We start from the raw sequence: 12,463 nt of genomic DNA on the forward strand, positions 1-12,463 counted from the left end.
GCCAGCCTCGATAAATCGTTTTCAACACGTCATCCCACAGTCGCGCGGCCGACGTACGGTCGGCCGCCCCTTGTCGATCAATTGCTCATGATTGGCGCCAGTGCGGTCTGAATCGTGGACATCTGTGCGGGTGTTGTCATGCGCGTAAGCAGCCGGCCAAAGTGTGGATGCTCCACGCCCGAGATTATGTATTGCCAGCGGTAGGCGCTCAGCACGGAGGCTTTGATTTGCGCTGTCTCATCGACACTGAATGACCGTGAAACATTGCGAATAAAGTAGTCGGCATCGGATGCCGATTGTGCCTGCAGGATTGCATCGACGGCCGCCACCAATGCGATCAGATCATTCACTGCCTGGTCGCGCTCGGCTGGCGAGAGTTTCGCGTGCTCCGCCTTCCACTCCAGTTCATCGAGTACGACGTGCCGGCTTTCATCCTTCCAGTGAAATTTGAAAACATCCTTGAACAGTGGGCACAACTCCTCACGCGGGGCGATGCTTTGCACGTAGTGCGCCTGAACAAACAGCTCGATATGACAGGTCAACGCCAGCACCGACCAAGTGCTGGCCGCAAGAACCGAGCGCGCCACATCGTTTGGATCGGCAACTTGACGATATCCCGCTGGCAAGTGCGAACTAATCATCGTCTCCATGCGCCGGAACAGTTCCTGGTGCTTGATCTCGTCGTTAGAAAAGCGCACCAGCGCTTCGAGTGCGAGCTGATCATCAAAGACATGGGCCCGACCTTGATCGAGCATTTTGGCGCTGATAAAACGCTCGACCAAGCCAAAGATATACGCATAGGTTCGGCCCTGAATCTGACTGAGCAGGCGCGCCTCATCCGCGGCGAGAAAGGTCAGGCGGTCGATCCGCGACAGCCCGTCGGGCAAAAATTTGCGCGAGAAGTCGAAACTCCGATCCTGTAGCAAATCACGATCGATCTGCCATTCCGCTTTCTTCGATGATCTGACAAGTTGAGCATAACGGGCGGCGTTATCCGAATCTGCGCTGGGCATGGTAGCAACGGTGTTCATATCGATCTCCTGCTTGCCTGGTCGAGTTGGAATGGGGCAATTACGGTTAACGTCGGAGCCAATGACCATCGGTGAAACGTCTGGGGATCGTCTCGATCACGGAGTCCGCGTTGGTGCTAATCTAGGCCTCGCAGTTCAGGCGATGAATGACCAGTGCGCCTGATTACATGCTCCGGACTCCGGAAAGGAGGGCTGGCAATTGTTGGATGCGTTTTCTGATGTGTTGCGTGTGATTCGGCTGTCTGGAGGGGTTTTTCTCGAGTCGGAGTTCACTGCGCCCTGGTGCATCAAGGGACGAATCTCTGCGGACGATTGCAAACCGTTCCTGGCGGCACCTCGACATATCATTGCGTCGCATTTTGTCGCTGCAGGGCATATGCAATTACAAGTCGACGGCGGTGCCGCCATTGACGTGCGGGCAGGCGAACTCGTTCTGCTTCCTCACAATGACGCTCATTCTTTTGGCAGTGATCTAAGCATTGCTCCCATGCCGGCGGGCGAAGTTATTCAGCCGCCGGAAGTCGGCGCTATTTCACGAATCAAGTACGGCGGGGGCGGCGAGGTCACGCAACTATTGTGCGGATTCCTCGGCTCTGAAACCCCCTTCAGTCCGTTGCTTTCGTCGCTGCCATCCTTATTGAAACTAGACTTGCGCGCGACGGCTTCGGGAGCCTGGATTGAAAGCTCATTCCGGTTCGCTGTCAGTGAGATTGCGGCGGGGCGCCTCGGCTCGACAACGGTCATCGCCAAGCTCTCCGAATTGCTATTCGTCGAAGCCGTCAGCCAGTACGTCGCGAGCCTCCCTCCTGAGCGGCGCGGATGGCTGGCGGGTTTGCGAGATCCGCATATCGGGCGCGCACTGGCGCTGCTCCATGCCCGTCCAACTGAGGGCTGGACTGCAGAAGCCCTGGCGCTTGAAGTGGGCATGTCGCGCTCGGTATTCGCGGAGCGATTCACGGCATTGGTCGGACAGCCACCGATGCAATACCTAACGCTCTGGCGTATGCACGTAGCGGCTCAACAGCTGCGCGAAGGTCGCGGTAATGTGGCGCAAATCGGCTTTGCAGTGGGCTACGAATCCGAAGCCGCGTTCAGTCGCGCATTCAAACGCCAGTTCGGCACATCACCCGGCACTTGGCGTAGACAATCAGCGTGAGAAGTCCGGTGCGCGGATACAAAAACGGGCGCCACTCAGGTCGCCCGTTTTCATTTACTCCGCGGCTTGAGCCCGCAAGCGTCGGCCGATCACATCCATCAAATCACAGCCATCGCGCAACGGAATGGCCAGCAGTTTGGAAAAGTCTGACAGCACCACCGTGTCGCAACCGATCTCGGCGCGGAAGGCGATGTTTTCCAAAACTTGGGTGACCGTACGGATGCGGTAGTCGGCCATGGCGTGCAGGACGTCGAGCGGGGTTTGGGTGTCGATGAGGAGGGAGGCCGGGATCAGGTCGATTCCGGTTAAGGGCATGTATCTATCCGTAGGTGAAACTCCGAATCAGATTGATGGGGACTGATCCGATCTGCAGGTCGCCAAACCTGGTCGCTTTGTGGGTGACGGAGTGACTATAGGTTTTATCGCTCCAGTGGGGATAGGCGCGATTTCTATCCATACGATGGGCTATTGCAAAGATTAGAACTCCTTCTCTTACACAAGGTACTCCCCCGTTTTTGGGGGGCTGTGCATAACCTCTCTTAGTGCGTCCAATAAAGCGGAAGCGGCAGGTGACAATGTAGCGTCTCCTAGTCGGGAAACACCGATTTGCTCCAGGATTAGAGGTTCGAAAGCCGGGAGGCGAACTAGCTCATTACTATGTGCTGGGTCAGAAATAACTGATTGAGGTAATATTCCAAGAAGATCGGTCTGTTTTAATAACCAAAGAATATTAAAGAATGATGCTGTTTCTATAGTTGCATGTGGTGGGTCAATGTCCTTTCGATGGAAGATGTTATCGAACTGCTTCCGTAAAGTAGTTTCTATTGGCGGCAGAATCCATGCTTCGCGCGCGAGCTCTTCCAGTTTAACCCCAGGTTGCTGAGCAAGAGGGTGGTCACGGCGCGCAACGATGATGGCGTTTTCGCTAAAGAGCGCCTCCTGAGCGACAACGACGCTTGAGCTGACATCGGAAAGTCTCCCAATCAAGAAGTCCAGTTCGCCTGAGATAAGCCGAGGTATCAGTTCTCCGCTCACACCATCGACGATTTTGATGCGGATGCTTGGTCGGCTTGCCCAGAGTCGCGCGATGGCTGCAGGCACAAGATAGCTTGACCCTGTTAACACGCTTCCTATGGCAACACGCCCGGCATGCCCTTTTCCAAGAGCGTCGATTGCTTGGGATACATGATCCAGCTGGGCAAGGATCATCCGGCTGCGCTGCACAAAGTCCCGACCAAGCTCTGTAGGCGTAACCCCCCTGCGATTCCGAGTGTAGAGTTGAGCCTCTACAGCCTCTTCCAGATCTTGTAGCAGCTTGCTCGCTGTAGGCTGTGAGAGGTTCAGCGAGCGTGCAGCGTGCAAAACACTGCCATATTCAAACAATGCAATTGCCAAGCGGAAATGCCTGACTGTCGCCCATTTTTCCAACCGTTCCAGACTCATGTGGTATTCCTATAGTCGATATCACACCTAGTATATTATAGATTTACGAATACCATAACTCCTCCTAGAATGTGCCTGACGCGCTGGATCGTTCCAATTAAACACTTGCGAAGTGTGCAAAAGGTCTTGTCCGTATTGATTTAACATCTCTGGGGTACGACTCCTTTTAAGCGGGGCGGCCTTTTATAAAAGCTTTGAATTTATTGCCTGTTATCAAGGTGAGAGGAGTAAGGTTCGTATGAGCGTCAAAAATCTAGATGCGGTGAAGAGCTACTTTAAATACTGTGTGGATGGTAAGGATGTTGAGCGAGTTTCCGAGTATTTCGATGTCGACGTGGTCGTGCATCGGCCGGACTGCGATGCTCCGATAGGTGGTTTGGAAAATTTCAAGCGAGCCTTGAGCGCAAATGTTCTCGAACGATATAAGACAATTAAAACTACGTTCAGCAAGGAAGTTGTCACAGATGACGTTGTTGTAGTCGCGTTGACACACTGTGCAACTGGCTCCAATACATGGCACGGCTTTAACGTAGAAGGCAAGAGCTTGACGTGGACGGCCCTGACGTATTTCCGGTTCAACAAAGAGGGTAAAGTGATCGAGGAGATCGTTGAGCGGAACGAACTGTTCATGGCAAAGCAACTCGGAATCATCAGTTACGAGTAACATTTAGTTAATTCTCAAGGGAGCTAAATCCACCGTGGTGAAATTATTTTCTCTACGGTGGTCAGAGGCCGCTATTGGCCGATTTCTGCCTGTCGTGAGGGGCGGCAATCGACCCAAAACGGACAGTCGCATGTATCCATGTAAGCAAGGCCGACTCACCTTGCTGAATGAGTTGCTTAACAAGTATCGATGGGGGGGAGACCTTTCGTCGGCCCAGCTCCGTGAAGCGTCAATAGACTACGCTGGTCGACTACACTTGGCTTGAACTCAACATATAAGTGCAACGCTCACTCCTGAATGCATTTCGCACGGTGTCTTTCGGCTTTAGCGTTTTCAATGATTAAAGCGCTAAGTTCCCGAAAAACTATCAATACCTAGTTAAATGAGGTGGCATTATGCTTCGCAAACGAATGGTTCTCATTGGTCTGTTTTTGGCGCCGTTCCTTGTAGCTCACGCGAGTGATGAAGTTGCAAAAAGTATAACTGAGGGCAGTGTCGAGAGCCGTGTTGATGTGCTTTCCTCCATTCAGCCAGGCTTAGGGGTGGTAATGCATGAGTTCGGTTATCGGTTTGCCAATATATACTGGGCGGCGAATGGCGGTAACTGGGGGCTGGCTCAGTACCAGCTAAAGGAATTGCGTGAGTCGCAAGAAGTGGCGGAGATTACCAGGCCACAAAGGGCTGGCATGTTGAAGGCTTTTGAGAGTACTTATCTTCTACCGCTTGGCCAGGCTATTTTGAATAAGAACACGAAGACTTTCAATGAGAAATTTTCAGAAGCTGAGATCGCGTGTAATGCATGCCATACAGCACTCGGGTATGGCTTTATTAAGTTCAAAGTGCCCAAGACATCAGAAGAGGCTTTTTTAGACTTTACGCTCAAGACAGACCCTAAGTTATGAAGAGTTTCATATATGGCTTCCTGTGACACGACGTTAGCTATATCTTCTTTTGGGTCGACTCCTGTCGCTCGCCGGCTAAAGCCGGCGCAGTATGAATGACCGCTTTTGGCCCGAAAGCAGACATTACTTCTGCTCCCCAAATCCGCAAAATAGAAGCGCGTTGTTCCCAGTTCCGTAGCGTAGAATTTCCCAAACGCCAGCCCCCACCCGAGACGGAACCTCAATGCAAACCCCCACCACCCACCACCCCCTCTGGCAAACCTACCTCCTGTTCCTCGCCCCCATGGTCCTCTCCAACTTCCTCCAATCCATGTCGGGCACGATCAACAGCATCTACATCGGCCAAATGCTCGGCACCCAGGCTCTCGCGGCAGTATCAGGCATGTTCCCCGTGGTGTTCTTCTTCATCGCCCTGGTCATCGGCCTCGGCGCCGGCGCGGGCGTGTTGATCGGTCAAGCCTGGGGCGCTCGCGAGTTGCATTTGGTGAAGGCCATTGCCGGTTCGACGTTGCTGTTGGGGGCGATGATCGGGTTGGCGGCGGCGGTGTTGGGGAGTGTGTTTGCCCGGCCGGCGTTGCAGGGTTTGGGCACGCCGGTGGATGTGCTGGACGATGCGGTGGCGTATGCGCATGTGATGATGTGGATCTTGCCGTCGCTGTTGGTGTTTGTGTTGTTCACGCAGTTGCTGCGAGGGGTGAGCGATACGGTGTCGCCGTTGTTGGCGCTGGTGGTGTCGACGTGTGTCGGGCTGGCGCTGACGCCGGCGTTGATTCTCGGGTGGTTGGGGCTGCCGCCGATGGGGATTCAGAGTGCGGCGTGGGCGGGGTTGGCGGGTAACTTGGCGGCGATGGGGTGGCTGGCGTGGCGGTTGATTCGCAAGGGGCATCCTTTGGCGCCGGATCGGGAGATGTTTGCGTCGATGCGGCTGGACATGGACATCCTCGGCAAGGTGTTGCGCATTGGGCTGCCGACCGGGTTGCAGATGGTGGTGCTGTCGTTGTCGGAGCTGGTGATTCTGGCGCTGGTGAATCAGCACGGTTCCCAGGCGACGGCGGCGTACGGGGCGGTGACGCAGATCGTCAATTACGTGCAGTTCCCGGCGCTGTCGATTGCGATCACGGCGTCGATCCTCGGCGCGCAGGCGATTGGGGCAGGGCGCATCGAGCGCATGGGGCCGATTTTGCGCACGGGGCTGTTGATCAACGTGTGCCTGACCGGTGGTTTGGTGGTGTTGGGTTACCTGTTGTCGCACTGGTTGCTGGGGTTGTTCCTGACGGAAAATTCCACCCGGGCGATGGCGGAACACCTGTTGCACATCATGCTTTGGAGTCTGCTGGTGTTTGGCTTTCAGGCGATTGTCGGCGGCATCATGCGCGCCAGCGGCACGGTGTTGGTGCCGGTGGCGGTTTCGATCGTTTGCGTGGTTGGGGTGCAGTTGCCGGTGGCGTATCTGCTGGATGCACGCTTTGGGCTGCAAGGTGTGTGGATGGCGTTTCCGGTGGCCTATCTGGGGATGCTGATGCTGCAGACGCTGTATTACAAAATGATCTGGCAGCATCAGAAGATTGAGCGGTTGGTTTAGGCCTTCGTTTTGCTCAGGGAGAGCGCCATGTCTGTAGAAATTCAACTTTCGGAAAATGCCTCTGAAGCAGAGCGAATAGGAATTTTGACCCCATTGCTGGCCCATAACCTGGCCAACGGTGGAGACGACGCCTATGAAACTTTTGCTCTGTTGCTACGAGACGCTGACAGCAATGAAGTTATTGGCGGGCTGTACGGCAAGGTCTCTTATCGATGGCTGCTCATCGATCTTATCAGCGTTCCCGAGTCGATGCGTGGTCAGGGTATCGGAGAACGGCTAATGCGCATGGCTGAAGAAGTTGCGCAGAAAAAACACTGCATTGGTATCTGGCTGGAGACCTTCAGCTTTCAGGCTCCCGGGTTTTATCGAAAACTGGGTTACTCCGAATTCGGACGCCTGGCAGACTATCCACCGGGACATATCCGGCTCTATTACCAGAAGTCGTTGTGCTGACCGCGTTTTGGATCTTGGGCCGATAGCTGTGCTTCGTAGCGGGCAGCAATCGGCCCAGAGTGTGTAAAAACACAACTACGCTCAAAGCCCTGTATCCAATTTTTATTTCGTTGTACGTTGAAGCCGCGGGCGGCCTTGAACTGAATGATGACCGTCCCCGGCCACAATACTCGCAAAGGAATGCACATGATCGATGGTCCCGCCGTTTTGACAGTCTTTTTGGTTTACCTGGCCGGTGTCGTTATTCCTGGGCCAAATTTCGTTGCAGTAGTCCACAAAGCGGTAGCTGCTACGCGGTCAGAAGCTTTGGCCTTGGTAGCAGGCATCGTATTGGTCAATTTATTCTGGGCCACCTGTGCAATCGCAGGTATCGGCGTTGTATTTGCTGCGTTCCCTTGGGCGGCGCTGATCGTAAAAGTTCTGGGGGCAGCCTATCTGATGTGGTTTGGATTCCGACTGCTGCTCAAGGCCGGGAAGAGCGCGCTTTCCCCCTGTAATAATGCTGTCGTTGGAAACTTTCGGCAGTCATTCATTCAGGGGGTCGTTACGAACATCGGCAACCCTAAATCCATGGCCTTCTATGCCGCTATTTTCTCAGCGGCAGCCCCCACCCACCTTTCACCAAGCACGTTTTTATCGATGCTGGCAGTCGTAGTGGTGGTTTCGATGACTTGGTACGGAGTGGTCGCAATCGCTCTTTCGCAACCTGAGATCGCTTCAGCGTATCGAAGGAGGAAAAAAGCTATTGATCGATTATGCGGTGGTTTGATTTTGTCTCTAGGGATCCGGCAGCTGGTTCAATAAGTCTACGATTGAGTATCTATCCAGCCCGAAAACCCTTGCTATGATTTCCGAGGATTTCATCGCAAGGATCGCCCATGAAGCGCTTTATTCAAGGTGAACATCGGGGTCAAGGCACCTTGCTTCCCGAGAGCCTCGACGATTACGTCAGCGACACCAATCCAGTGCGTGTAGTCGACGTTTTCGTCGACGAACTCGACTTGGTCTCCTTGGGTTTTGACGGCGCTATTCCCGCTGACACAGGCCGTCCTGCTTATCACCCGGCGATCCTGCTGAAGATCTATATCTACGGCTATCTCAACCGCATTCAGTCGAGCCGACGGCTGGAACGAGAAGCCCAACGCAACATTGAGCTGATGTGGCTGACCGGGCGTTTGATGCCGATTTCAAGACCATTGCCAACTTCCGAAAAGACAACAGCAAGGCCATCCGAGGCGTTTGTCGCCAGTTCGTCGTGCTCTGCCAGCAGTTGGGATTGTTTGGAGAAAATCTGGTTGCCATCGATGGCAGTAAATTCAAAGCGGTCAACAATCGTGACCGCAATTTCACCAGCGCCAAACTGAAACGGTGAATGGAAGAAATTGAATCGAGCATCAGCCGTTACCTGGCGGCACTCGATGCTGCCGATCGGCAAGAACCAACAGCTACCGAGCCCAGTGCCGTTCGGCTGGAAGAGAAAATCGCCAAGCTCAAAACTCAAATGAAAGAGCTTCAGGCGATCGAAATCCAGCTCAATGAATCACCGGATAAACAGGTCTCACTGACCGATCCAGGCGCCCGTTCCATGATGACGCGTGGCACGGGAATCGTCGGTTACAACGTGCAGACGGCGGTCGATACTCAGCACCATTTGATCGTTGCGCACGAGGTGACCAACGTCGGTTCCGACCGCGATCAACTCAGCTCGATGGCCAAGCAAGCCCGCGAGGCGATGGCGTCAGATACGTTGTCGGTAGTGGCTGACCGAGGTTACTTCAAAAGCGAACAAATCCTCGCTTTCACGATGCAGGTATCACCGCCTACGTGCCCAAGCCGATGACCTCTGGAGCCAAGGCTGACGGGCGTTTCAATAACGATGCCTTCATCTATGACGTGGCAAAAAACAGCATTGACGTGTTCCAGGTCGCGACCGATGCGGCCCGCAGTATTGACCGTGCGATCGCTCAGCCAACGAACGTCGATGATTCAAGACGATGAGGTCAGAGCGTTTTTACACACTCTGGCTCATTTGCGGCCTGTCGCGTCCACCTTCAAACCCTTTTGCACGTCAACCAGGCACCCCAGAACAGGCTGCTGAAGAAACGCGTAGCGTCCCCGAACCCGGCGTCGTTCAACAGTTTTTGAACCGCCGCCTCAGAATGTGGCGGGTCAGCGCCCTGGAGGATTTTTCCCTGCTTGACCTTCACTTCATCCGGGCTGGCTCCGTGCTGCCGCCACCGTTGGCCCCAGGCAGCCAGCAATAGCGGTTGGCTGGCATACGCGTACTGATTTCCCGCGACAAGTCAGTGGCGCATCGGGTTTCAGACGAGCCCGAATGGAACGTAAAAGCTGGTGCTTGGCATCATCACCTTCGAGATGATGCAGGACACCGATCAAGGTGGCTGCGTCGTAGGACGGGCCTGCTGCCAGGTCTTCAACATGCCCAAGATGCAGGTCCGTTCTTTCAAGCAAGTCGTTGGCCTCCAACTGGTGCTTCGCAGCCTCCAGCATGGGCGCGGATGGATCAACGGCAGTGAAGCGCCAGGCAGGGCTCCAGCGTTGCCATCGCAACAATTTCCTGCGCAGTGCCGCCAGCGCCAACCACCAGTACTTTCGCCGAATTTCTATCGCCGAGGCTTGCCGCTAGCATGCACGCAACAAGATCGTGGCAGGCGTCATAGCCTGCTAATGCGATACGACTCTGTCTTCCGTACTCATTGGCCCGATGGGTATCAAATTTTTCAGCTGAGTTGAGCGGTAATGATTTCAAGGCGCTTCTCCATGTCCTTGAATCAAGTTAGGTCATACAGGGCGATAATAAAAATTCATTAATTTTATGCAATGCATTCCTATTGGGAATGCATCTTTGGCTCTGAGCTTGCTTGGTCGACCGTCAGCTTTGGTCGATTGCTGGCCGTCGCGGCCCTTCGGACTTGCCCTGAAAGCCCGGCTGCTGACCGGTCAATGCAGATAACGAAAACTATGCATGTCAGTCGGAGTATCGGCTTTAATGTCGGTGCAGATTCACCTGCTCACGGCGCTGGATTTCTATAACTTGCGAGATGTGATGCACGCTATCGTTGGGTTTCAGGTTCTGAACCCCTATCTAAATCAAGGAAGACAAACCCCATTGAAAACAGCTCTCGGCGCCCTGCTTTTAACCTGTCTGACGACCAGCGCTCTCGCTGACGTCAACTCTGTCGGCTTCCAATCCTCCACCCTGCCGGACCCACACAATGAGCGTCCGCTGGAGATGGTCGTCTGGTATCCCAGTACAACGACCGTCACCCCACAGTTGATCGGCGACGATGTGGTGTTTGTCGGTGCTTCTGCGGTTCGCAACGCGCCACCCTCTGCCGGCGAGCACCCATTGGTGGTGCTCTCCCATGGATTCAGAGGCAATTGGAACAATCAGAACTGGTTGGCGAGTGCATTGGCCCATAAGGGTTACATTGTCGCAGCGGTCAACCACCCCGGCACCACGACCCATGATCGCAGCCCGCAAGCGGCGGCGCAGTTATGGCAGCGGCCCATTGACCTGCATCGGGCCATTGAGGCGGTCACCACTCAACCTGAAAAATTTGGCGTGGTCGCAAAGCGTCAAATTGCTGTAGTGGGCCATTCACTCGGCGGCTGGACTGCAATGGAGATCGCCGGTGCTCGTTTCGACCCGGCCCTGTTTGCCCGTGACTGCAAACTCCATCCGCAGTTATCCAGTTGCACCAATTATCAAAAGATCAACCCTGAGAGTACTCCGGCATTAAAGGCTGCTCTGGCCGGCGATTTGCGCGATCAACGCGTCACCGCTGTGGTTTCTTTGGACCTGGGACTCTCGCGCGGGATGACCGATGAGAGCCTTGCGGCACTGCCGGTGCCGGTGCTAGTTATCGCTGCCGGCGCACCATCGGTGGAACTGCCTGCTCAGTTGGAGTCCGCCAACCTGGCCACACGCCTGCCCCAAGCGTCCAGCCGCTATGTCGAGATCAGTGACGCCAGCCATTTCAGCTTCTTGCCGATTTGCAAACCAGGTGCAGTGGCATTGCTCGAAGAGGACATTCCTGGCGATGGCATCATTTGCGGGGATGGCGACAATGCTCGCCCGCGCGAGGTAATCCAACAGCAGGTTACGTCACTGATCACCGAGTTTTTGACGCAGTCCGCGAACAACAAAGTGGAGCTCTAGGATTGCTGGCACTCGGCAACTCAGCAGACCTGAAATTTGCGTAGGAGCGCAATTTTTGTGTCGAATCCAGCCACCTATTACGATCAAAAACGTTTTTACACAGCCTCGGCCAAAAGCTGCCCTTCGCAAAAGACAGCAGTCGGTCAGAAGCGGACAGTCCGCGTCAACGAAATCAGAGGCAATTCAGTTCAGCATCTAACGTGCTGGTTAACCCAGCGTTTCTTTCGGAAATGCACGAACACTAGTTCTAAACGTTCCGTTTCTGTTACGGCTTCTGTTCAGTTGCAAGGGACCGGGGAACAAACCTTCCTCGCCCGGTCGTTAAGGACGAGTGTGTTTGCGTATTTTTAAGTGGAGAACATCGCCCTTATCGCTGGGGTCGGGTAGGTGATTTTGCTGGCCGGTTACTTTTCGATTACAGGTCCTTACACTTAGGGGATGGCGGCGCAGGAGTGTGCGGCAGTTACCCGACGAAGGTGCAATTAAACCCTGCCTTTTCGCCCTCACATTTGCCGGCACCGAGGACAATCTCTTGGACGCAATGAATTCAATCGAGCTCGCAAAGCGCCTGTTAGAAGAAGGATGCAACCCGTCCAAGTATGCCATCGGCTCCCGTGGAGGGGCGTCCGACGCCTTTTATCTGAGCCGCAGGGGCGCGCAGTGGCAGGTTTGTTATACGGAACGAGGTCAAGATTTACAGCCAATCTATATCTCAGACAGTGAGTCCCAAGCATGCGACTTCTTCTTTCAATACATCATGGCAATGCGTCATGACCACTGTGTTGGCTTCTTTAAGTCCAAAGGCAACGCCGTGGCCCTGGACCACGAGCTCAGAGAGCTAGGGGTACTTAGCTGGTCCGATCAAATTCCCTACGGTGGTAAACATGATCCTCGGTACCGAGTCTTTGTCACCGGCAAGGAGATATTCGTGGCCAGAGAAGCCCTTGGCGTAGTGCCGCGACGCGACACTGGTGCTTAATCGGGGAGCAATGGAGCAGTACGAATTGAGGTTGTCTGAATTTCTGTTTTAGGGGGGCGCAACGGAACAG

11 protein-coding genes and 2 pseudogenes are annotated in these 12,463 nt (G+C 54.4%); 9 read left to right on the plus strand and 4 right to left on the minus strand.

What is annotated here, in order from left to right; all coding sequences use genetic code 11:
* Positions 1-77: 77 nt before the first annotated feature.
* Complete coding sequence (locus ACZ89R_RS29500; RefSeq protein ID WP_429547269.1) at positions 78-1,031, minus strand: diiron oxygenase; 954 nt, start codon at positions 1,029-1,031, stop codon at positions 78-80.
* 199 nt (positions 1,032-1,230) lie between these two features.
* On the opposite strand from ACZ89R_RS29500, the gene ACZ89R_RS29505 reads away from it, so the two are divergent.
* Positions 1,231-2,187, plus strand: a complete 957-nt coding sequence (locus ACZ89R_RS29505) for an AraC family transcriptional regulator (RefSeq protein ID WP_429547268.1) — start codon at positions 1,231-1,233, stop codon at positions 2,185-2,187.
* Positions 2,188-2,241: 54 nt separating this feature from the next.
* Here the strand turns inward: ACZ89R_RS29505 and ACZ89R_RS29510 are convergent, their stop codons facing one another.
* Together ACZ89R_RS29510 and ACZ89R_RS29515 are read right to left on the minus strand one after the other, a co-directional pair.
* Positions 2,242-2,502 (minus strand): hypothetical protein, encoded by a 261-nt coding sequence (locus ACZ89R_RS29510; protein WP_429547267.1) that lies wholly within the window; start codon positions 2,500-2,502, stop codon positions 2,242-2,244.
* 177 nt (positions 2,503-2,679) lie between these two features.
* Positions 2,680-3,630 carry a LysR family transcriptional regulator gene (locus ACZ89R_RS29515; protein ID WP_429547266.1) on the minus strand — a complete coding sequence of 317 codons (951 nt, stop codon included), beginning with the start codon at positions 3,628-3,630 and terminating at the stop codon, positions 2,680-2,682.
* A gap of 238 nt (positions 3,631-3,868) precedes the next feature.
* Between ACZ89R_RS29515 and ACZ89R_RS29520 the strand changes: the two genes are divergently transcribed.
* The 6 genes and pseudogenes from ACZ89R_RS29520 to ACZ89R_RS29545 all read left to right on the plus strand — a co-directional run.
* The gene (locus ACZ89R_RS29520) at positions 3,869-4,294 is read left to right on the plus strand and encodes an ester cyclase (RefSeq protein WP_429547265.1); all 426 of its coding nucleotides are present in this window, start codon (positions 3,869-3,871) and stop codon (positions 4,292-4,294) included.
* A 395-nt stretch (positions 4,295-4,689) separates the two neighbouring features.
* Positions 4,690-5,196, plus strand: a complete 507-nt coding sequence (locus tag ACZ89R_RS29525; protein WP_429547264.1) for a hypothetical protein — start codon at positions 4,690-4,692, stop codon at positions 5,194-5,196.
* A gap of 223 nt (positions 5,197-5,419) precedes the next feature.
* A complete protein-coding gene (locus tag ACZ89R_RS29530; RefSeq protein WP_429547263.1) occupies positions 5,420-6,778 on the plus strand; it encodes an MATE family efflux transporter in 1,359 nt (452 codons plus the stop codon).
* 27 nt (positions 6,779-6,805) lie between these two features.
* Complete coding sequence (locus ACZ89R_RS29535) at positions 6,806-7,231, plus strand: GNAT family N-acetyltransferase (RefSeq protein WP_123493953.1); 426 nt, start codon at positions 6,806-6,808, stop codon at positions 7,229-7,231.
* Between the two features lie 186 nt (positions 7,232-7,417).
* Entirely contained in the window at positions 7,418-8,035 is a 618-nt protein-coding gene (locus ACZ89R_RS29540) for a LysE family translocator (RefSeq protein ID WP_429547262.1), read from the plus strand.
* A gap of 74 nt (positions 8,036-8,109) precedes the next feature.
* A pseudogene (locus ACZ89R_RS29545) lies at positions 8,110-9,136 on the plus strand (IS1182 family transposase); the annotation flags it as partial.
* 146 nt (positions 9,137-9,282) lie between these two features.
* On the opposite strand, the pseudogene ACZ89R_RS29550 reads toward ACZ89R_RS29545, so the two are convergent.
* Positions 9,283-9,881: pseudogene (locus ACZ89R_RS29550) on the minus strand (class I SAM-dependent methyltransferase).
* A gap of 480 nt (positions 9,882-10,361) precedes the next feature.
* Between ACZ89R_RS29550 and ACZ89R_RS29555 the strand changes: the two are divergent.
* A complete protein-coding gene (locus ACZ89R_RS29555) occupies positions 10,362-11,414 on the plus strand; it encodes an alpha/beta hydrolase family protein (protein WP_429547933.1) in 1,053 nt (350 codons plus the stop codon).
* A 454-nt stretch (positions 11,415-11,868) separates the two neighbouring features.
* Complete coding sequence (locus ACZ89R_RS29560; protein ID WP_429547261.1) at positions 11,869-12,393, plus strand: SPOR domain-containing protein; 525 nt, start codon at positions 11,869-11,871, stop codon at positions 12,391-12,393.
* Positions 12,394-12,463: the final 70 nt, after the last annotated feature.

This window comes from Pseudomonas sp. TE3728, assembly GCF_056279145.1.